Raw genomic sequence first — 20869 nt, 5'->3', positions numbered from 1 at the left:
GGATTCTCTAAGGGTGCATGGCCAGTGCCCTGTATTTGCGAAACAGGGCACCAGGGCGCGACCTATGACTGGTCATCTACCCACAATTCAGTCGCCAAGGTTATCGCTAACCGGGCCTTGAGCGCACCAGCCGCAAGCAAAGGGCTGGCCGATTTTTTCAATACGTTGCGCCGGGTCCAGTACCCAGGCCCGGGATTGCCACGGTGGCTGGTGGCGCAGGTGCTGGGTGTGGCCGCAAGACAGCTCGACGACCCAGTGTCCGTCCTCATCCTGGCGGAAACCCGTGACCGTTGGTCTGTTCGAGCTAGCCCGTTTGTCCGGGTTCCGTTCGCTTTCGGGCAAATCCTTGTTTAGACTTGTCCGTTCTTCATTCTTATGCAAAAGGTCTCGCCCCATGCTGATCGCCGCCAATAAGGCTGTCTCCATCGACTATACCCTGACCAACGACGCTGGTGAGGTCATCGACAGCTCTGCCGGCGGCGCTCCGCTGGTCTACCTGCATGGTGCAGGCAACATCATCCAGGGCCTGGAAAAAGCCCTCGAAGGCAAAACCACCGGCGACGAGCTGAACGTGACCGTCGAGCCGGAAGACGCCTACGGCGAGTACTCCGCCGAACTGGTCAGCACCCTGAGCCGCAGCATGTTCGAAGGTGTGGATGAGCTGGAAGTCGGCATGCAGTTCCACGCTTCGGCGCCGGATGGCCAGATGCAGATCGTCACCATTCGCGACCTGGACGGCGATGACGTCACCGTTGACGGCAACCACCCGTTGGCCGGCCAGCGCTTGAACTTCCAAGTCAAGATCGTCGATATCCGTGACGCCAGCCAGGAAGAAGTTGCTCATGGCCACGTCCATGGCGAAGGCGGCCATCACCACTGATTCCTGCGCTACGTTCAAGGAAACAGTGAACTGGAAAGGCGCCATACGGCGCCTTTTTAGTCGCTTGCTGTTAGCATCACCCATGGCTGTATCGAAAAGATCTGCAAACCTGGAGTTTCGTCATGAGTGCTTTCCACGACCTTAAACTGACAACCCTGGATGGTCAGGAGCTTCCTCTGGCACCGTTCAAAGGGCAAGTCGTGCTGGTGGTCAACGTTGCCTCCAAATGTGGCCTGACGCCTCAATACGCGGCGCTGGAAAATCTCTACCAGCAGTACAAGGACAAGGGCTTCAGTGTGCTGGGCCTGCCCTGCAACCAGTTCGCCGGACAGGAGCCTGGAACCGATCAGCAAATCCAGGAATTCTGCAGCCTCAACTATGGCGTGACGTTCCCGCTGTCCAGCAAGCTGGAAGTGAACGGTCAAGAACGTCATCAGCTCTATCGTCTGCTGGCGGGCGAGGGCGCCGAGTTCCCTGGAGACATTACCTGGAACTTCGAAAAATTCCTGCTCGGCAAGGACGGTCGGGTGCTGGCGCGTTTCTCGCCGCGCACGCCGCCCGATGATCCTGCGGTGATCCAGGCGATCGAAAAAGCCCTGAGCTAAACCGTCAGGCGAACCTTTGTGGCGAGAGGATACATTCCCTCGCCACGTATTGCGGGCCTCAAAACAAAAGCGTTCTCTCGGCTCCCTTCTGATCCTTAATCACTCCAATCAATAGTGCTACCCAGCTCTGCTTCAGCTTCATATTATCGTCGTCATATATGAACCGTGACCGATCCCGTGGAGTGCCCCATGCCTGTACAAGCCCTGTTCAAACCCTTTCAGCTCGGCACGTTCCAGCTGCCGACCCGGGTCGTGATGGCGCCGATGACCCGTTCCTTTTCGCCGGGCGGCGTACCGAACAGCAAGGTGATCGAGTACTACCGTCGTCGCGCGGCGGCCGGGGTTGGCCTGATCATCACCGAGGGCACGACGGTCGGTCACAAGGCGTCCAATGGCTACCCGAACGTACCGCATTTCTACGGTGACGCCGCGCTGGCGGGTTGGAAGAAAGTAGTCGATGCGGTGCACGCCGAAGGCGGCAAGATCGTTCCGCAACTGTGGCACGTAGGCAATGTCCGACGCCTCGGTACCGAGCCGGACGGCGCCGTACCAGGCTATGGCCCGACTGAAAAGCTCAAGGATGGCCAGGTCGTGGTTCACGGCATGAGCCAGGCAGACATCGACGAAGTCATCGCCGCCTTCGCCCAAGCGGCAAAAGATGCCAAGGGTATCGGCATGGACGGCGTCGAGATCCACGGCGCCCACGGCTATCTGGTGGATCAGTTTTTCTGGGAAGGTAGCAACCAGCGCACGGACGGTTACGGCGGCGACCTGGCCAACCGTTCGCGCTTCGCCATCGAGCTGATCCGCGCCGTGCGCGCTGCGGTGGGCGAAGGTTTTCCGATCATTTTCCGATTTTCTCAATGGAAGCAGCAGGACTACACAGCGCGCCTGGTGCAGACGCCTGAGGCGCTGGAAGCGTTCCTCAAGCCGTTGGCCGATGCCGGCGTGGATATTTTCCATTGCTCCACGCGTCGGTTCTGGGAGCCTGAGTTCGACGGTTCGGACCTGAACCTGGCCGGCTGGACCCGCAAGCTCACCGGCAAGCCAACGATTACCGTCGGCAGCGTCGGCCTGGACGGCGAGTTCCTGCAGTTCATGGTCAATACCGACAAGGTTGCCCAACCGGCCAGCCTGGAAAACCTGCTGGAGCGCCTGAACAAGGAAGAGTTCGACCTGGTGGCGGTGGGCCGTGCTCTGCTGGTGGATCCCGACTGGGCGCAGAAAGTGCGTGACGGGCGTGAGCAGGACATCCTGCCGTTCAGTCGCGAGGCGTTGATGACCTTGATGTAAGCGGCGTCTGCCTTCGCGAGCAGGCTCGCGATGGCTGCCTCGGCATCATCGGATAATCAACGCACAGTCGGCGCAGCAGGCAGCACCTGCTCGCCGACACAAGCGCTTCGCAATAACGCCTCGAACTGCTCGATCACCGCCCCCCAGCCCTGGCGGCTGGCATGCTGGCGCGCGTTGAGCCTCACGCAACGCAAGGCCTCTGGCTCTTCCAGCAGCCAACGGGCCGCGTCGCAAAATGCTTCTTCATCCCCAGGCATCGCCAATACGCCGTTATAGCCATGACGGATGTGCTGCGCCGCCGCGGCCTGGTCGTAGGCCACCACGCCGAGCCCGGATGCCAGTGCTTCCAGCACAACGTTGCCGAAGGTTTCGGTCAGGCTCGGAAAGACAAACACATCCCCGGACGCGTAATGGGCGGCCAGCGCTTCGCCACGTTGCGCCCCGCAGAATATCGCCTCGGGCAGTTGTTGCTCGAGAGCGAGCCGCTGTGGGCCGTCTCCAACGATCACCAGTTTGATTTGCCGTGTCGCAAAAGCACTGCGCAGGGTGTCGAAACTGCGTTTGAGCAGCGCCAGGTTTTTCTCCGGCGCCAGGCGTCCCACATGAAGCACCGCGATAGCGTCATCATCCAGGCCCCAGCTTTTGCGCAAGGCGGCTGAGCGTTTGGCCGGATGAAACAAATGGCTATCCACGCCACGGGACAACAATGCCACGCGTTCGAAATGCCGGCGTTCCAGTTCCAGGCGCTGGCTGACGCTGGGCACCAGCGTCAGGCTCGAGCGGTTATGGAACCAGCGCAAGTAATGCGTGAGCCCACGGCTCAGCAGGCCGAGGCCGTATTGCTGGGTGTATTGCTGGAAGTTGGTATGGAAGCCACTGACCACCGAAATACCCAGGCGCCGCGCGGCACGCAACGCAGACAAGCCCAGCGGCCCTTCGGTGGCGATATACAACACGTCCGGGCGATGACGCTTCCAGCGCCGCAACAGCTTGTGCATCGAAGCCTGTCCCCACTGCAAACCCGGATACCCCGGCAATGGCCAGCCCCGGCACAGCAGCAATTGGTCATCACTGGTCAGACCCTGGTCTCCCGCCTGGCGAGGGCGAATCAGTTCTACCCGATGCCCGCGGGCGCGCAAACCGTCATGAAGACGACCCAGGGTATTGGCTACGCCATTGATTTCCGGCGCAAAGGTTTCGGTGACGAGCGTAACGTGCAGGAGTGTGGTCATGGCCCCAGTGTCGACCGGGGCCATTTCGCCAGTGTGACGTCAGGATGACGGATTTGTGACCGGGTCAGCCCTGTCGCGCCAGCGCCGTCTCGGCGCCTTGCTCCCGCACCCAGAACAACGTCGCCCCGGCCACCGCCGCCGGCATCATCAGAATGTTCACGAAGGGAATCAGCAGCACCAGGTACACGCTGCCGCCAAAACCCAGGCTCTGCCAGCGCTTTTCCCGCAGCCAGGCGAGCATTTCGTTCCAGCCCAGCTTGTGGTTGTCCGCCGGGTAGTCGATGTACTGGATCGCCATCATCCAGATCCCGAACAGCAACCACAGTGGCGCGGCCACCAGATTGACCACCGGGATGAACGACAGCACGAACAGCCCCAGGGCCCGGGGCAGAAAATAACCGAGCTTGCGCGCCTCTCGAGCCAGGGTGCGCGGGACCATGGCGACCAACTCGCCCCAACTGAACGCTGGGAAATCATCCGTGCCGCGTACTACCACTTCGACCTTCTCGGCGAGAAAACCGTTGAAAGGCGCCGCGATGATGTTGGCAAGCATCGTGAAAGTGAAAAATACCATCAGCACCACAAGGACGACGAACAGAGGCCACAGGACATAGCTCAGGAAACTCAGCCAATCCGGCAGCGACGGCATCAGCGTGTCGACCCACAAGCTGAACTGGTGGCCGGCGAGGTAGATCAGCCCGACGAACAACACCAGGTTGACAGCCAGCGGCAGCAGAACAAAGAGGCGCAGGCTGGGGCTCAGGACCAATTTGAGCCCTTCGCGCAAATATTGCGGGCCGGACAGGACGGGGGCGGGCATAGGTGGCTCCAAGGGTAGTGGACGCGCCCGACCTTACCGACTTTGCCTTGTGCGGGAAAGTCGCGACACGGCGTGTAACAAAGGTTTAGCGCAGGTTTGTCGCTATCGGCGGCGTCGCGGCGGATAGAGCTCACCTATGAGCTGGATTGTTAAACCGTATTTCCTTAATCTTCGGTCCCTCGATACGCTGCACCCATTCTTTTTACAGGACTGTCGAACCCAAGCCTTCCCCAAGTGCATCAACAGTCTTTTTTTATTCCCGCCGCTCAGCCGGCGTTCCGGGCCGCAGGGTCCGGTCAACAGGAGCAGGTCATGTCTGAAGTCCGTCATTCGCGTGTGATTATTCTCGGTTCCGGCCCTGCCGGTTACAGCGCCGCGGTTTATGCGGCACGTGCCAACCTCAAGCCGTTGTTGATCACCGGCATGCAAGCCGGCGGTCAATTGACCACCACTACCGAAGTCGACAACTGGCCAGGCGACGTCCACGGCCTGACCGGCCCGGCCTTGATGGAGCGCATGAAAGAACACGCCGAGCGCTTCGAGACCGAGATCGTCTTCGACCACATCAATGCCGTGGATTTCGCCGCCAAGCCATACACCTTGACCGGCGACAGCGCGACCTACACTTGCGATGCCCTGATCATCGCCACCGGCGCCAGCGCTCGTTACCTGGGCCTGCCGTCGGAAGAAACGTTCATGGGCAAAGGCGTTTCGGCCTGCGCTACCTGCGACGGTTTCTTCTACCGCAACAAACCCGTGGCGGTGGTCGGCGGCGGCAACACCGCGGTCGAGGAAGCGCTGTACTTGGCCAACATCGCCAGCACGGTCACCCTGGTTCACCGTCGCGAAACATTCCGCGCCGAGAAGATTTTGATCGACAAGCTCAACGCCCGCGTCGCCGAAGGCAAGATCATCCTCAAGCTCAACGCGACCCTGGACGAAGTGTTGGGTGACAACATGGGCGTGACCGGCGCGCGCTTGAAGAACAACGATGGCAGCTTCGAAGAAATCAAGGTTGACGGCGTATTCATCGCCATCGGCCACACGCCGAATACTTCGTTGTTCGAAGGCCAGCTGGAGCTCAAGGACGGCTACCTGGTCGTCAAGGGTGGCCGCGACGGCAACGCTACCGCCACCAGCGTCGAAGGTATCTTCGCCGCCGGCGACGTGGCCGACCACGTCTACCGCCAGGCCATCACCTCGGCTGGCGCTGGTTGCATGGCGGCTCTGGACACCGAACGTTACCTGGACGGCCTGCAGAACGTTTCGTTCTGATTCATCAGGCATTAAAAAAACCGGCTTCGGCCGGTTTTTTTGTGCTTGGTGTTTAACGCAACTTCATGGGCGGTTTCTGTGGGAGCGAGCTTGCTCGCGATGGCGTCAGACCAGTCAATGTCGGTGCTGGCTGATATACCGCGATCGCGAGCAGGCTCGCTCCCACAAGGTTATGTGTGGTCAGGAAAACCTAGATCAGGCCAGTTCCGCCAGGCACGCCTCCAGGATGTCCAAGCCCTCTTCCAGCATCGCCGCTTCGGTCGTCAACGGCGCCAGCAGCCGGATGATGTGCCGCGATTTACCACTGGGCATCAGCAGCAGGCCCGACTCACGTGCCAGGGCCAGCAGTTGTGTCAGTTGTGCCGGGGCCGGGGTGCCATCGGCGTGGGCCAGTTCGATCCCGCGCATGGCGCCGACGCCGGTCAGGCGGCCCAGGTACGGCGACAGCCCACGGCGGCGCCACGACTCGTAGCGGCTGACGATCGCTTCTTCCTGTTGTGCGCCCCACGCGTGGAGATTGGCGTCAGTCATTTCATCCAGCGTTGCCAGCGCGGCGGCGCAGGCGATGGGGTTGCCGGAATAGGTGCCACCGAGCCCACCCTTTGGCAGGTTATCCATCAGCGACTTGCGCCCTACCACCGCCCCCAGAGGGACACCGCCAGCGATGCTTTTGCCCAGCAGGATCAGGTCCGGGTCGATCCCCAGTCGCGAGAACGCGAAGCGCTGGCCGGTGCGGCCGAAACCGGACTGGATCTCATCGACGATCAGCACGATGCCCTTGTCGTCGCAGAACTGCCGCAACGCCTGGGCGAACGCCACGTCCATCGCCAGGAAACCGGCTTCGCCCTGCACCGGCTCGACGATGAAACAGGCCACGTCGTTTACATCGATCTCGACGCTGAACAGCCTGTCCATGGCTTTCAGCGCTTCGGCGCACGTCACGCCATTGTCGTGGCTGGGGTAGGGCAGGTGATAGACCGGTCCGGGCAGTACGCCGACTTTCTGTTTGTACGGCGCGACCTTGCCGTTGAGATTGAGGGTGGCGAGGGTTCGCCCATGGAAGCCGCCGTCGAAAGCAATCACGGCAGTGCGTCCCGTGGCGCCGCGCACGATCTTCAAGGCATTTTCAGCCGCTTCGGCGCCGCTGTTGGTCAGCATGCCGCTCACCGGATAACCGACCGGGATGAATGCGGCCAGGCGCTCCATCAATTGGAGGTAAGGCGCGTGGGGCGCGGCATTGAAGGCGTAGTGCGTCAGGCGGGTGGCTTGCTCGCGGATCGCCTCGACGATGCGAGGATGACAATGGCCCAGATTCAACACGCCAATGCCACCCACGAAATCAATATAGCGCTTGGCGTCGCAATCCCAGACCTCGGCATTTTTCCCGTGGCTGAGACTGACGGGGTGAACGAAGGAAATCGATTGGCTGATGCTGTCGCGGCTCATGGATGACGGCTCGGAAGAAGAAAGGATTTGCCTTATCTAAGCCGCGAGAAGCAGTGCCCGGCAAACGAAATAAAGTCGCCGGGTCAATCATAAAAGTCGGGATGTGGTGAGGTGCCATTTAACTTGAGACGTATTCCCCGTAGCGAGGGAACAAGCTCCCTCGCTACGGCAGCGGGTGAATCAGCGGCGTTGCAATGGCTGGGCTTCGAACTTCACGCCCGCCAACCCATGGGCTATCAACGCGCGGATATTGCCGTGGTCGCTTCCTTCGGGCGTGTTCAGTACCGAACGGTAATGCTCGCCGAATGCCAGGAGCGCCTCTTTGTCGCTCAAGCCCTCAAGCAGTGCCAGGCCCAACGTCTTGCAGGAGCCTTCGTTCTGCCCGGCCGCGTTCTTCACGCCACCGTTGTCGAAGGCCTGGGGCTGGTAGTCGTAGCCTTCGGCAATGAACGCCAGGGTGTCGGCAAAGACATGCTCACCGCTCTCGAGGCTGGCGCGGAAAGTGTTCAGGTCAAGCATCGGGGTTTCCTTTGGCAAACGCCGCTTGCTGCTCGGCATTGGCTTCTTTCTGGTATTGGGCTTTCCATTCGGCATAGGGCATGCCGTAGACTACTTCGCGCGCATCATCGAGGCTGACCTCGACCTGACGCTCATCGGCGGCGGCCTTGTACCACTTGGACAGGCAGTTGCGGCAGAAACCGGCGAGGTTCATCAGGTCGATGTTCTGCACATCCTTGCGGCTGTCGAGGTGGGCAACCAGCCGGCGGAAAGCGGCGGCTTCAAGTTCGAGGCGTTGTTGGTCGTTCATGAGGGTCTCTGCGAGACAGCTTCAAGCGGCGAGCTTCAAGCTGCTAGTTGGTTTGCGGCGTTCAGGCTTGAAGGTTACAGCTTGAGACTGTTGGCGGCTACGGAGTAGCCCTGCTTGCTGCGAGCGTGATCGATACGGACTCGGCGAAGCGCAACGCGTGTGGCTTGTCGACTTCGACCTCGGCGTACAGCACCGACTCGTTCGCCATGACCAGGTCCAGCAACTCCTGGGTGAGGCGTTCGAGCAGGGCGAAGCGATTGCCTTCCACATGGGCAATGACTGCCTTGGTAATGGTGCGGTAGTTCAGGGCGTGGTCGATGTCGTTGTCGCGCACGGCCTCTTGAGCCGCGTAGAGGATGGTCAGGTTGATCAGCACATCCTGCTTGTTGAGGATTTCATCCTCATTGATGCCGATGAACGTACGCAGGCGCAGGTCCTTGACCTTGATACGCGCCATGGCGGGTTGAAGTTGAGGCATTTATTGGCTCCGTCGAATCAATTGCAGAAACTCCTGACGCGTGGTGCTGGATTCGCGAAAGGCACCGAGCATCACCGAGGTGTTCATGGTCGAGTTCTGTTTTTCCACACCGCGCATCATCATGCACATGTGTTGGGCTTCGATCACCACCGCAACGCCCGCAGCCTGGGTGACCTCCTGCACGGCGTCGGCAATTTGCCGGGTGAGATTCTCCTGGATTTGCAGGCGGCGGGCGAACATGTCCACCAGCCGGGCGACCTTCGACAGCCCCAGGACCTTGCCCGTTGGAATATAAGCCACATGGGCCTTGCCGATGAAGGGCAGCAGGTGATGTTCGCACAGTGAATAAAGCTCGATGTCGGCGACGATCACCATTTCATCGCTGTCGGAAGCAAACAGAGCGCCGTTGACGATCTGCTCGACGCTTTGCTCGTAGCCATGACACAGGTACTGCATGGCCTTGGCCGCGCGCACCGGAGTATCCAGCAGGCCTTCGCGCTCCGGGTCTTCGCCCAGGCCGATCAGGATCTCACGGTAATGCTGGGGCGAAAGCGCCATGGATACTTCCTCGAACCGTGACTATTTGATGTGCCGCCCGCCATTTACCGTCAGGGTCGTGCCGGTGACATATGAGTTATCCAGCAGATAACGCAAGCTCTGGTACATGACTTCGCTGCCGGGCTCGATACCCAGCGCGGACTTGGCCAGGGCCTTGGCACGATAGGTTGGGTCGTCGCCGGGATTGAACAGTAGCAGGGCCGGGGCGATACCGTTGACTTTGATGGCCGGTGCATACTTCGCCGCAAATGACAGCGTCAGACTTTCCAGGCCGGCCTTGGTGGCGCAATAGGCGATGTGCTTGCTGCTGCCTTTGCGTGTCACGTCATCGCTGATGTGCACGATATCCGCTGGGACCGAACGACGCAGAAGCTCGGCGCAATGCAGGTTGATCAGGTAAGGCGCGAGCATATGGACGCCAAACATGGCGTTGAACGCGGTGGTTTCGCTATCCGGCGTTTCTGCCAGCCAGGCCGAGGCGTTGTGCACGACGGCTCGCAACTGGTCGGTGTGCTGCTTGAGCAGATCGATGAACGCCAGGATTCCCGGTTCGCTGGCAAGGTCGGCAAACAGCACCGTGGCCCCCAGGTCCCGCAGCGTCTGCACGCCCGGGCGTTCGGTGCGGTAAGTGGCTATGACCGGCTGCCCGTCCTCCAATAAACGTCGGGCGCAGTGCAGGCCGACGCGTTGGGCTGCGCCGGTGATCAGGATCGGGGCGGTGGACATGGGACGGTTCGGCTCGGTTCGCGGCACAAGCAAAAACTATAACAGCGACGGCCGGCGCCTCCTATGCGTAAAGACGAGTACAGCGCTGGGGCGCTGTCAGGGGTTAACGATTTCGAGACCGGTTCCCTTGACCGGGGACCCAGACATTTTGTTTCGCTTTGTAACGAGCGCTATGGGAAAAACGCCCCGTGGGCGTTGGGCTGCGCCTGGCAGCAGGGTGCGCGAGCATTGTTGCTTTCGAGCAATAAACAACGAATCCGCAGGGCGGGCGTGTTTATCCTTGTCAGCCCATGGCGGGAAAGGGGTAAACTGGGATCCAATTTTCCAGCTGGGAAATCCAGGCAAATGAGCGCGATAGTCGAGGAAAACCACCCTTCTCAGGCATCTGTCGCTTCGACCCGCGAGGATTTGCTTCCGATTCGGGAAGTCGCCCGGTTGACGGGGGTCAACCCGGTGACCTTGCGTGCATGGGAGCGTCGCTACGGCCTGATCCAGCCCACACGCACCGAAAGCGGGCATCGCTTGTATTCTTTGATCGATATCGAAAAGGTGCGGAGCATTCTCGCCTGGATCGAGCGCGGGGTCGCCGTGAGCAAGGTGGGTAAGATCCTTGCGAAAACCGAATCGGTACGGCCAGTCTCCAAGTTTATTTCACCCGATCTGGTTCGTGCCGATTACAGCGATTGGCAGCAGCAGGTGTCGGATGCGGTCGGCAATTTTGACGACATCGAACTGGATCGTGTCTACGGAAAGATTTTCTCGAGTTACGCCGAGCCCGTGGTATTCCAGGACATTCTGATGCCGCTCTGGCGAGACCTGCTGCATCGCCAGCATGAGTTCGGGCATACCAGCGAATGGCTGTTCTTCGACGGTTTCTTGCGTTCGCGGGTCATGCACCGTCTCCTGCTCAAGCGTGAGGCAACCTCGCGGCGAGTGCTGGTCAGTGCCGTTGCTGGTCAATGCCGGGAGTTGGAGTTGCTGGTAACAGCGCTGTTCGTTTCCAAGGCAGAGGTGGGCGTGCGGGTCATGACCGTCGGGCAGCCCTTTGATGAACTGACGCTGGTTTGCCAGAAGATCCGGCCGTTGGCGTTGGTGCTGGTCTCCAATCATGCACCGGCCGCCGAATTGCCCAGGCGGCTGACCAAATTGGCGATGGGCCTGGATTGTCCCCTGTTGCTGGCCGGCGAAGCCTCCGACCTGGCACAGGAAAGCCTGGCGGGATCGCCGATCGCTTGTCTGGGAAATGAGGGTTCGGTGATGGGGCAGCGCTTGCATCAGTTCCTGGCGGGTAACCTGGATACGTGAACCGCGTTTAGAAGTGCATCGCCGGATGGGTCAGGCGGTGCTGTTGCAGGATGTATTGGCGCAGGCGCTCGGTTTCGTCCTGGTCATGCTGGGCCAGGTGATAGGCATACATGCCTTGCTCTGTTTCCCGTTCGAAAGTCCCGCGAAGAGAAATCCTTTCATAGCCAGACGGGCTGAACCACAGGGCGAATTGCTTGGGCGGCTTGGTGCGATTGCGTATTTCCAGCAATACGCCTTTGCAAGAGACCTCGTGCACCCATAAGGGCCCTGGCTGGCCCTTGGCGTTCTCCAGGGCGACCGGCTCATCAAGCGTCAGGCGCCACGGGCGCACCTTCGGCCCCTCTTCATAGATGCTCGGCACACCCAGGCGAAGGTGCATCGCGTGGAATTCATCTTCGACGAGTTGTAACGGAAAGGTCATCTGTTGATTTTCGAAATTGGCCTGCAGCGTGACCTGTTCATTCGCCGCCAGGCGTGTCAGCAGATCACGGATCTGCGACCCACCGTTTACCAGCAAGCTCGACGTGACATCCCGCTCGTTCAACTGCGGGTTGTGCTGCATGGTCCGGATGAAATCCAGCTCATCCTGGGTGAGAAGGGCGTCGCGCTGCATAAGGTGCTCGAAAAAAATTACTTTCACCGGTGATTGTAGTGACTGACCGCTAATTCGCGGTTTTGTTTTCGCCATTCGTCGCATGGAGGCGCGCGACGGTTTCCCGGGCTTCAGCCAACTCCGCTTCCAGTTGGGTAATGCGCTGTTGAGCCTTCACTTGGGCCGTTACGTCTTTTTGCACACCGACGAAATAGGTGTGGCCGTCAGCCTCGTTTTTCACCGTGGACAGCGACAACTCGTTCCAGAAAGGTGTGCCGTCCTTGCGGTAGTTGCGCAGGATTTGCCGGCAGGAGCCGCCTTGCTTCAACGTCGTGCGAATGAATTCGAGGGAAGGCTGGTCGCGATCACCCGACTGCAAAAAACGGCAGTCCTGGTAGAGGATTTCGTCACTGCTATAGCCAGTCAGCCGCTCGAATGCAGGGTTCACGTAGATCAGTATGTTGTCTTCGCCTTCCTTCTCGGCGATGACGATCCCGTCGTTCGAAGCGTTGATCACCAATTGCATCAGATGAGCGTTGATCATGAAACCTTCCCTGTTGAGCAGCCGAATAAATGCTTTATAAAAAAGAACGTCCAGCGATGTCTATTTGCCATTATCTGGTGTTGAGAGTCAATCGCAGCTTTCACCCGCAGCCTGTTACTATTCCGGTCTTCTATTCAGCTTCAGGATCAGATTGATGAAAGTCGCGATTCTTTCCGGCTCCGTATACGGCACGGCCGAAGAAGTTGCCCGCCACGCCGAAACAATGTTGCGTGATGCCGATTTCGAAACCTTCCTTAATCCGCGGGCAACCTTGGCGGATATCCTGTCCTTCGGACCACAAGCGTTGCTGGCCGTAACGTCGACAACGGGCATGGGTGAGCTGCCGGACAACCTCATGCCGCTGTACTCAATGATTCGCGACCAGTTGCCCGCATCGTTCCGCGGCTTGCCTGGCGCTGTCATCGGCCTGGGTGATGCCAGTTATGGCGACACGTTCTGCGGCGGCGGCGAGCAGATGTGTGAATTGTTCGCCGAGCTGGGCGTGCAGCAAGTACTGCCTATGTTGCGCTTGGATGCCAGTGAAAGCGTTACGCCTGAGTCGGATGCCGAACCCTGGCTGAAGGAGTTGATCGGCAAATTGAAGCCGGCCTGATGTGACCCGCTCGGCCAGTAAGCTGGCTGCCAATGCAACTACCGCCCTCGCTGGAGCTGACTAGACTGGTTTTCTTGTTCACGAAGAAGTGGACGTTTTCTTATAACAAGAAGCCAGAGAGAGGTCATAGCCGTGAGCGTAGCGTCCCTTCAATCGGCAGCCGGCATCAAGGATCAGGTCAGTGCAGCCGAATGGCAAACCCGAGTCGATCTGGCGGCCTGTTATCGGCTGATCGCGCTGCATGGCTGGGACGACCTGATCTTCACCCATATCTCTGCGAAGGTGCCTGGCACGGAAGAGTTTCTGATCAATCCGTACGGCTTGATGTTCCAGGAAATCACCGCCTCGAACCTGGTCAAGATCGATCAGGCTGGCAACAAGCTGATGGACAGCTCCTACGAGATCAACCCCGCGGGCTATACCATCCACAGCGCGATTCACGAGGTGCGGCACGACGTGGCGTGTGTGCTGCACACCCACACCGCCGCCGGCGTCGCGGTGTCGGCGCAGAAGCAAGGAGTGCTCCCGATCAGCCAGCAGTCGTTGTTCGTATTGTCGAGCCTGGCGTACCACCCTTATGAAGGGGTGGCTTTGAATCCTGAGGAAAAAGTCCGCCTGCAAGCTGACCTCGGTGAGAACAACTTCCTGATGTTGCATAACCATGGCCTGCTGACCTGCGGCGGGACGATTGCCGATACGTTCCTGATGATGTTCATTTTCCAGCGAGCCTGCGAAATCCAGGTCCTTGCCCAGACCGGCGGCGCCGAGCTGATTGCCATCGAGCCGCAGGTGTTGGCCGGTGCCCGTGCGATGGTGGCCGGCGTGACCAAGAGCGCCCAGGGCATGGGAGGCGCGTTGGCCTGGCCGGCGCTCCTGCGCAAACTCGACCTGCAAGATCCGAGTTATAAGAGCTGATGCCCATGGTCCAGATCCCCTTGCGTATCTGGCGCCAGCGCGGCCAGACATTCATGTTTCGTGGCCACGCTATCCGTTACTGGACTGCGGGGCACGGCGAGCCATTGCTGCTAATCCACGGGTTCCCTACCGCAAGCTGGGATTGGCACTACCTTTGGCAGCCGCTGGCACAACGTTATCGGGTGATTGCCTGCGACATGCTCGGTTTTGGTGACTCCGCCAAGCCAGTGGACCATGTCTACAGCCTGCTCGAACAGGCCGACCTGCAACAGGCATTGCTGGCCCACCTGAATGTGACGCAAGCGATCCATATACTGGCCCATGACTACGGCGACAGTGTGGCGCAGGAGCTCATCGCCCGGCATGGCGAGGCACGCGCCAATGTCGCCAGTTGCACCTTTCTCAATGGCGGTTTATTCCCGGAAACCCATCGTCCGGTGCTGATGCAAAAACTGTTGCTCAGCCCTCTGGGTTGGCTGATCGGCCGGGCGTTTTCCAGGGATGGCCTGGTCAAGAGTTTCCGACGGATCTTCGGCCCTTGGACTGCTCCCACCGAGAGTGAACTGGATGATTACTGGAGCCTGGTCGAAACCCATCGCGGGCCACGGATCATGCATAAACTCATTGCCTATATCCCGGAGCGGCGCGTGCAGCGTGATCGCTGGGTCAAGGCGATGCAGCGCGGCGAGGTGCCCATGCGGGTGATCGATGGGACGTTCGATCCCATTTCCGGCGCGCATATGGTGGCGCGCTACCAAGCCCTGGTTCCCAATCCCGACACAGTGTTGTTGCCCGATATTGGTCACTACCCCCACACCGAGGCGCCTGTACAGGTGCTCAAGCATTACCTCGCGTTTCGTGAAGCCATCGCTGCGCCTTCCCGGCAACTGGCGTGTTCCTGACGCTTGCTTTCAGGGCGACGTAGCGCAACCGGGGCATCATCCCTGCACCTTATCGGCTGCTATTCACTTTCTCCCTTGTTGATTGTGACTGGTCGGCTTGTACAGGAGACTCGTGGCAATGTCCTATCGGCCTGTTGGAGTTCTGCCCATGAATGATTCTGTGCGCTTCGAAGATAAAGTGGTGATCGTCACCGGAGCCGGTGGCGGCCTGGGTCGCGCCCATGCGCTGTTGTTCGCCAGGCATGGCGCAAAAGTGCTGGTCAACGATCTTGGCGGTTCGGCGCAGGGGGAGGGAGCCAACGCTTCGGCGGCGGATCGGGTGGTCAGTGAAATTCGCGAAGCCGGCGGCGTTGCCGAAGCCAATCACGATTCGGTTACCGATGGCGACAAGCTAGTACAGAATGCCCTCGACGTGTTCGGCAGGGTTGATGTTGTCGTCAACAACGCCGGTATCCTGCGAGACAAGACTTTTCACAAAATGGACGATGCCGATTGGGACCTGGTGTATCGCGTTCATGTCGAAGGCGCTTACAAAGTTACTCGTGCGGCCTGGCCGCATTTGCGCGAGCAGAATTATGGCCGGGTAATCTTCACGGCTTCCACGTCCGGCATCTACGGCAACTTTGGCCAGTCCAATTACGGCATGGCCAAGCTTGGTCTCTATGGCCTGACTCGCACCCTGGCCATCGAAGGTCGCAAGAACAATATCCTGGTCAATGCCATCGCTCCCACCGGCGGCACCCGCATGACCGAAGGCCTGATCCCGCCGCAAGTGTTCGAGCAACTCAAGCCTGAACTGGTCAGCCCACTGGTGGTGTACCTGGCCAGTGAAGCCTGTCAGGAAACCTCCGGATTGTTCGAAGTGGGCGGCGGCTGGATGGGCAAGGTGCGCTGGGAGCGCAGCCTCGGCGCGGGGTTCGACCCGCGCGAAGGTTTCTCGCCGCAAGACGTCGCCGCCCACTGGCAGCAGATCTGCGACTTCCAGGATGCTGTTCACCCGAATGACAACCTCGAAGCCTTGAAAGAGATGATGGCTAACCTGCAGCGTTACGCCGTTTAAACCCATCGCCCGGACCGGTTGCCGTCAGCAGCGGTGACCGGTTCAGGGGAAGTATTTCTTCACCAGGGCAGCCAGGTTCGCGGCGGTCTCGATGTCCATCACACCGTCATACTTGGCCGGGCGGAAGTGCAGTTGGAAGGCGCGTACGAGTCGTTGAAAGCCTACGGTTGTGGTGGCCGCCGACGTGTCATAGCCATACCTCCTGAATAATCCCAGCAATTGTTCGCGAAGCGGGATTCCCTGGGTTTGGTATGCCTGCATGTAAGTTTTCTGGGTGCAATCGTCAAACCAAGCCCCAATTCCCTTGAGATACAGCGCGCGCCAAGGAAACATCGGGCCCGGGTCGCTTTTTCGCCCCGCAGCGATGTCCGAATGCGCCACCACGTTGACCGGGCTGATGTCCGGATATCGCTTGAGAATGTCGGATGCCAAATACTCGATGGCCTCGATTTGCTGGGCCTTATAGGGCGGAAAGGTAAATTGGCCTTGGTTGTCGGTGGCCAGGTTGACAATTTCAACGCCAATCGAAGTGTCATTCAAATTGCTGCGGTTGCCCCAACTGCTCACACCGGCATGCCAGGCCCGCTGGTTTTCGTCTACAAGGTTGAAGATCTGTGGCTCTTTAAAGCCAGCCTTCAAGTAAGTGGGGTCGGCAAAGTCGGGGATAAGGTAATGAGCACTGACCGAAGGACCGGTCAGTGCGGTGATGGAAGAGGCGAAGTTGCCGGCTGTGTAATGGAAGACCAGAAAGCGAATGCGGCTATTAAAACCTTTTCTAGAGCGATAACTTGTATTATTTATCTGCATATCAATAATCCACTGATGAAAATCGAAGCGAAGTGCTGCGATTGACTTCAGCGTAACAGTGAAATTTTTATGTGCGCGTAGTTGGGTTCTCGGTTTGTTGTAGGAACTGGCGCTAGGTGGTTGAGGATTTTTTAATGGCAGTGAGGGTTAGATAGATAGGAAGAGTTTGAATGGCCGAAATAGCTATTCCTGGCGTCCCGTCGCGAAAATAGATAATGGTTAATTAAATAAACTCGGCAGCTGAGGGATTACCTAGGTGTTGTAGGAATCGAGAAGTTTTTATCGAGAAAAATAACCTACAAATAAAAAAGGCCGCTGCAAAAGCAGCGGCCTAAGCATGACGTTGGAAAGGAGCTACAAATCAACGTCAGTTGTACACGGGGACGATGGATTGATGCGCAATCCATCCGAATGACGGTGCGTCAGGCGCGGGGGACGCCAGGCGACTTGTGCTTGCGGGCCCGTTGTCCTGCAAGCCCGGCCAGCATAGTAGGCGCAGGCTGTAGGAAACAGTCCGGTTACGGACATGCACTGTTGCAGTGCGCGCAACAGTTGCGAGCACCATGTTGGTCATGCGCGGCATTGATGACCCATCATCCAGTCCGTTCATGCTTGCCGCATAAGCCGTTCCAGCACGGGCAGTAATCCTTTTGGGGTACAGCGCGAATACCCCCTTGGTGCGCTTATCGCCCAATGCCGGCGGCAGTAGGGTGAAGGCTCTGTCACTCACCGGGGAAGACGCATGACAACAATAACAATGCGCGCCATCTTCAAGCCGCAGGCGCTGGCCGTCGCGGTGGCCTTGGGTTGCTGTGCCCAGGCGCAGGCCGTTTCTTTCAACATTGGCGAGATCGAGGGGCAGTTCGACTCCTCTCTGTCCGTCGGCGCGAGCTGGGGCATGCGCGATGCCGACAAGGATCTGGTCGGTACGGTCAACGGGGGGAGGGGGCAATCCTCCACCGGTGACGATGGGCGACTTAACTTCAAGAAAGGCGAGACCTTCTCGAAAATCTTCAAGGGCTTGCACGACCTGGAACTCAAGTACGGCGACACCGGTGTGTTCGTGCGCGGCAAGTACTGGTACGACTTCGAACTCAAGGACGAAAACCGGGAGTTCAAGGACATCAGCGACAGCAATCGCAAAGAAGGCGCCAAGTCATCGGGCGCGCAGATTCTCGATGCCTTTGTCTATCACAACTATTCCATCGCCGATTTGCCCGGCACCGTGCGCGCCGGCAGGCAGGTGGTCAGTTGGGGTGAAAGTACCTTCATCGGTAACTCCATCAACAGCATCAACCCGGTGGACGTGTCTGCGTTCCGTCGTCCGGGCGCGGAGATCAAGGAAGGCTTGATCCCGGTGAACATGCTGTTTGCTTCCCAGGGCTTGACGGACAAGCTCACTGTCGAAGGTTTCTACCAGATAGAGTGGGACCAGACGGTCGTCGATAACTGCGGTACGTTCTTCGGCAACGATGTGGTGGCGGATGGATGCACCACTGGTTACACCGTAGGCAGCCCGGCGATTGCGCCGTTCGTACCGCTGACCGAGGCATTTGGCCAGGGCATCCAGGTGACCAGCGAAGGGGTTGTGATTCCCCGCGGCGGTGACCGCGATGCGCGGGATTCCGGCCAGTGGGGGACGGCGTTGCGCTGGCTCGGCGATGACACCGAGTACGGCCTGTATTTCATGAATTACCACAGTCGTACGCCTACCGTGGGCACCACTACGGCCGGACTGTCCACGTTGTCCGCGCTGCCCGGCATGATTGCGATAGCCGAGGGGATTGCTCCGGGCAGCGGCGCGGGACTGGCACAAAGCGTAATGCTGGGTCGCGGTGGGTATTATCTTGAATACCCTGAAGACATCCGCCTGTACGGCGCGAGCTTCTCCACCACGCTGCCGACAGGCACTGCGTGGACCGGCGAGATCAGCTATCGCCCCAATGCACCGGTGCAGGTCAACACCAATGACCTGACGCTCGCCTTGGTGAACCCGATCGCCGGTGGCGCCGCGTCCCCCATCGCCACCTCGCCGGGCGCCGACAACACCGGCTACCGCCGCAAGGAAGTCACCCAGCTCCAGAGCACCCTGACCCACTTCTTCGACCAGGTATTGGGCGCCGATCGCCTGACCGTGGTAGGCGAGGCGGCGGTCGTGCATGTCGGTGGTCTCGAGTCGAAAGACGAGCTGCGTTACGGCCGCGACTCGGTCTATGGCCAGTACGGCTTCAACGGTGACACCGATGGATTCGTCACGTCGACGTCCTGGGGCTACCGCGCTCGGGCGATTCTCGACTACTCCAACGTCATCGGCGGGGTCAACTTCAAGCCCAACGTGTCCTGGTCCCACGATGTGGCCGGCTATGGGCCCAACGGCCTGTTCAACGAAGGCGCCAAGGCCGTCAGCGTCGGCGTCGATGCCGATTACCGCAATACCTACACCGCCAGTCTGAGCTACACCGACTTCTTCGGCGGCGATTACAACGTTCTCGAAGACCGCGACTTCCTCGCGCTGAGCTTCGGCGTGAACTTCTGATCTGGCTGACAAGGAAAACCCAATGCGCAAGACGATCCTGCAATGCGGTGCCCTGGCCCTGAGCCTGCTGGCCGTGAACGTGATGGCGGCGGTCTCGCCGGAGGAAGCGAACAAGCTGGGCACCAGCCTTACGCCTCTGGGCGCGGAAAAGGCCGGCAACGCTGACGGCTCGATCCCGGCCTGGACCGGCGGCATTCCGAAAAACGCTGGCGCCGTGGACAGCAAAGGCTTCCTGGCCGATCCGTTCGGCAATGAAAAACCACTGTTCACCATCACCGCCGCGACCGTGGACAAATACAAGGACAAGCTGTCCGACGGCCAGGTCGCGATGTTCAAGCGCTACCCGGAAACCTACAAGATCCCGGTCTACCCGACACATCGCAGTGTCGGCCTGCCGCCGGAGATCTATGAGGCGGCCAAGCGCAGCGCGCTCAATGTGAACGCCATCAACGACGGCAACGGCCTGGCCAACTTCACCGGCAACCGGTATTACGCGTTTCCGATCCCGAAAAACGGCGTGGAAGTGCTGTGGAACCACATCACCCGGTACCACGGCGGTAACCTGCGGCGCGTCATCACCCAGGCCACGCCACAGACCAATGGCAGCTTCACGCCGATCCGCTTCGAAGAAGAGATCGCCGTGCCGTTCCTGATCAAGGACGCCGACCCGGAAAAAGCCAGCAACGTGTTGACCTACTTCAAGCAGGAGGTCACGGCGCCGGCGCGCCTGGCCGGTAACGTGCTGCTGGTACACGAGACGCTCGACCAGGTGAAGGAACCGCGCCTGGCGTGGATCTACAACGCCGGCCAGCGCCGGGTGCGACGTGCCCCGCAGGTGGCCTATGACGGCCCGGGGACGGCCGCCGACGGCTTGCGTACCTCCGACAACTTCGACCTGTTCTCCGGCGCGCCGGACCGCTACGACTGGAAGCTGATCGGCAAGAAGGAAATGTACATCCCGTACAACAGCTACAAGCTCGATTCGCCAAGCCTCAAGTACGATGACGTGATCAAGGCCGGCCACATCAACCAGGACCTGACCCGCTACGAATTGCACCGGGTGTGGGAAGTGGTCGGGACGGTCAAGCCCAGCGAGCGGCATATCTACGCCAAGCGTCACATGTACATCGACGAGGACAGCTGGCAAGCGGCGCTGGTGGACCATTACGACGGTCGCGGCCAGTTGTGGCGCGTGGCAGAGGGGCATGCCCAGTTCTACTACGACCATCAGAACCCGGGCTACACCCTCGAGGCGCTCTACGACATCATCGCCGGCCGCTACATCGCGCTGGGCATGAAGAACGAAGAGAAACACGCCTACGTATATGGGTTCGAGGCTCGGGCGGCTGACTATACCCCGGCGGCGTTGCGTTCGAGTGGGGTCCGGTAAGCCTACTGGCGGGACAGCGAAAGGAAGACCGGCAACCGAGTTGCCGGTCTTTTTTTTATGGCCGCCAATCAGCGCGCTGAATAC

At 59.6% G+C, this 20869-nt stretch carries 23 protein-coding genes; 11 read left to right on the top strand and 12 right to left on the bottom strand.

Annotated elements, in window-relative coordinates; translation table 11 throughout:
* Positions 1–87: 87 nt before the first annotated feature.
* Positions 88–426: a DUF3565 domain-containing protein gene (locus tag DOCECA_RS17985; protein WP_420765502.1), complete on the bottom strand. Its 339-nt coding sequence runs from the start codon at positions 424–426 to the stop codon at positions 88–90.
* Between DOCECA_RS17985 and DOCECA_RS17980 the strand changes: the two genes are divergently transcribed.
* The 3 genes from DOCECA_RS17980 to DOCECA_RS17970 all read left to right on the top strand — a co-directional run bounded on the left by DOCECA_RS17980 (position 395) and on the right by DOCECA_RS17970 (position 2778).
* On the top strand, positions 395–880 hold the full coding sequence (locus tag DOCECA_RS17980) for an FKBP-type peptidyl-prolyl cis-trans isomerase (protein WP_265066092.1): 486 nt from the start codon (positions 395–397) through the stop codon (positions 878–880). The two genes, DOCECA_RS17985 and DOCECA_RS17980, sit on opposite strands and share 32 nt — an antisense overlap.
* 122 nt (positions 881–1002) lie before the next feature.
* On the top strand, positions 1003–1485 hold the full coding sequence (locus DOCECA_RS17975; protein ID WP_445570882.1) for a glutathione peroxidase: 483 nt from the start codon (positions 1003–1005) through the stop codon (positions 1483–1485).
* 189 nt (positions 1486–1674) lie between these two features.
* Positions 1675–2778: an NADH:flavin oxidoreductase gene (locus DOCECA_RS17970; protein ID WP_445570881.1), complete on the top strand. Its 1104-nt coding sequence runs from the start codon at positions 1675–1677 to the stop codon at positions 2776–2778.
* Positions 2779–2834: 56 nt separating this feature from the next.
* On the opposite strand, the gene DOCECA_RS17965 is transcribed toward DOCECA_RS17970, so the two are convergent.
* Together DOCECA_RS17965 and cysZ are read right to left on the bottom strand one after the other, a co-directional pair.
* Positions 2835–4034, bottom strand: a complete 1200-nt coding sequence (locus DOCECA_RS17965; protein WP_445570880.1) for a glycosyltransferase family 4 protein — start codon at positions 4032–4034, stop codon at positions 2835–2837.
* 40 nt (positions 4035–4074) lie between these two features.
* Positions 4075–4830: a sulfate transporter CysZ gene (gene cysZ / locus DOCECA_RS17960; RefSeq protein ID WP_434607736.1), complete on the bottom strand. Its 756-nt coding sequence runs from the start codon at positions 4828–4830 to the stop codon at positions 4075–4077.
* A 312-nt stretch (positions 4831–5142) separates the two neighbouring features.
* On the opposite strand from cysZ, the gene trxB reads away from it, so the two are divergent.
* On the top strand, positions 5143–6105 hold the full coding sequence (gene trxB, locus DOCECA_RS17955; RefSeq protein ID WP_420765497.1) for a thioredoxin-disulfide reductase: 963 nt from the start codon (positions 5143–5145) through the stop codon (positions 6103–6105).
* 195 nt (positions 6106–6300) lie between these two features.
* Here the strand turns inward: trxB and DOCECA_RS17950 are convergent, their stop codons facing one another.
* The 6 genes from DOCECA_RS17950 to folM form a co-directional block, all read right to left on the bottom strand.
* A complete protein-coding gene (locus DOCECA_RS17950) occupies positions 6301–7551 on the bottom strand; it encodes a 2-aminoadipate transaminase (RefSeq protein WP_445570879.1) in 1251 nt (416 codons plus the stop codon).
* Positions 7552–7731: 180 nt separating this feature from the next.
* The gene (locus DOCECA_RS17945) at positions 7732–8070 is read right to left on the bottom strand and encodes a HopJ type III effector protein (RefSeq protein WP_420765495.1); all 339 of its coding nucleotides are present in this window, start codon (positions 8068–8070) and stop codon (positions 7732–7734) included.
* A complete protein-coding gene (locus DOCECA_RS17940; RefSeq protein WP_420765494.1) occupies positions 8063–8359 on the bottom strand; it encodes a DUF1244 domain-containing protein in 297 nt (98 codons plus the stop codon). Before DOCECA_RS17940 ends, DOCECA_RS17945 begins: the two co-directional genes overlap by 8 nt.
* 97 nt (positions 8360–8456) lie before the next feature.
* A complete protein-coding gene (gene folX / locus DOCECA_RS17935) occupies positions 8457–8837 on the bottom strand; it encodes a dihydroneopterin triphosphate 2'-epimerase (RefSeq protein ID WP_420765493.1) in 381 nt (126 codons plus the stop codon).
* Positions 8838–9395, bottom strand: coding sequence for a GTP cyclohydrolase I FolE (folE, locus tag DOCECA_RS17930; RefSeq protein WP_434560605.1), 558 nt, complete (start codon positions 9393–9395; stop codon positions 8838–8840). It lies immediately after the preceding gene.
* Between the two features lie 21 nt (positions 9396–9416).
* A complete protein-coding gene (folM, locus tag DOCECA_RS17925) occupies positions 9417–10121 on the bottom strand; it encodes a dihydromonapterin reductase (protein ID WP_434648933.1) in 705 nt (234 codons plus the stop codon).
* Positions 10122–10466: 345 nt separating this feature from the next.
* Here folM and DOCECA_RS17920 point away from each other — a divergent pair, with 345 nt between their 5' ends.
* On the top strand, positions 10467–11426 hold the full coding sequence (locus tag DOCECA_RS17920; RefSeq protein WP_445570878.1) for a MerR family transcriptional regulator: 960 nt from the start codon (positions 10467–10469) through the stop codon (positions 11424–11426).
* A gap of 7 nt (positions 11427–11433) precedes the next feature.
* Here DOCECA_RS17920 and DOCECA_RS17915 read toward each other — a convergent pair whose 3' ends face one another.
* Together DOCECA_RS17915 and DOCECA_RS17910 are read right to left on the bottom strand one after the other, a co-directional pair.
* Positions 11434–12039, bottom strand: a complete 606-nt coding sequence (locus DOCECA_RS17915) for a hypothetical protein (protein WP_420765489.1) — start codon at positions 12037–12039, stop codon at positions 11434–11436.
* A 49-nt stretch (positions 12040–12088) separates the two neighbouring features.
* Positions 12089–12562 carry a PAS domain-containing protein gene (locus DOCECA_RS17910; protein WP_434560601.1) on the bottom strand — a complete coding sequence of 158 codons (474 nt, stop codon included), beginning with the start codon at positions 12560–12562 and terminating at the stop codon, positions 12089–12091.
* Between the two features lie 154 nt (positions 12563–12716).
* Between DOCECA_RS17910 and DOCECA_RS17905 the strand changes: the two genes are divergently transcribed.
* The 4 genes from DOCECA_RS17905 to DOCECA_RS17890 all read left to right on the top strand — a co-directional run bounded on the left by DOCECA_RS17905 (position 12717) and on the right by DOCECA_RS17890 (position 16052).
* Positions 12717–13175, top strand: coding sequence for a flavodoxin (locus DOCECA_RS17905; RefSeq protein WP_420765487.1), 459 nt, complete (start codon positions 12717–12719; stop codon positions 13173–13175).
* Positions 13176–13307: 132 nt separating this feature from the next.
* Positions 13308–14090 (top strand): class II aldolase/adducin family protein, encoded by a 783-nt coding sequence (locus DOCECA_RS17900; protein ID WP_445570877.1) that lies wholly within the window; start codon positions 13308–13310, stop codon positions 14088–14090.
* Complete coding sequence (locus tag DOCECA_RS17895) at positions 14090–14992, top strand: alpha/beta fold hydrolase (RefSeq protein ID WP_445570876.1); 903 nt, start codon at positions 14090–14092, stop codon at positions 14990–14992. The genes DOCECA_RS17900 and DOCECA_RS17895 overlap by 1 nt, the downstream gene beginning before the upstream one ends.
* A gap of 148 nt (positions 14993–15140) precedes the next feature.
* Positions 15141–16052 carry an SDR family oxidoreductase gene (locus DOCECA_RS17890; protein ID WP_420765484.1) on the top strand — a complete coding sequence of 304 codons (912 nt, stop codon included), beginning with the start codon at positions 15141–15143 and terminating at the stop codon, positions 16050–16052.
* Positions 16053–16094: 42 nt separating this feature from the next.
* On the opposite strand, the gene DOCECA_RS17885 is transcribed toward DOCECA_RS17890, so the two are convergent.
* Positions 16095–16859 (bottom strand): N-acetylmuramoyl-L-alanine amidase, encoded by a 765-nt coding sequence (locus DOCECA_RS17885; RefSeq protein ID WP_434560595.1) that lies wholly within the window; start codon positions 16857–16859, stop codon positions 16095–16097.
* A gap of 742 nt (positions 16860–17601) precedes the next feature.
* Here DOCECA_RS17885 and DOCECA_RS17880 point away from each other — a divergent pair.
* Both DOCECA_RS17880 and DOCECA_RS17875 read left to right on the top strand, forming a co-directional pair.
* Positions 17602–19395, top strand: a complete 1794-nt coding sequence (locus tag DOCECA_RS17880; protein ID WP_420765482.1) for a DUF1302 domain-containing protein — start codon at positions 17602–17604, stop codon at positions 19393–19395.
* 22 nt (positions 19396–19417) lie between these two features.
* Positions 19418–20785, top strand: coding sequence for a DUF1329 domain-containing protein (locus DOCECA_RS17875; RefSeq protein WP_434607721.1), 1368 nt, complete (start codon positions 19418–19420; stop codon positions 20783–20785).
* Positions 20786–20869 lie beyond the last annotated feature (84 nt).

This window comes from Pseudomonas sp. E102, from assembly GCF_052660185.1.
The sequence above is the reverse complement of the archived record's forward strand: the minus strand, read 5'-3'. Positions and strand labels throughout refer to the sequence as shown.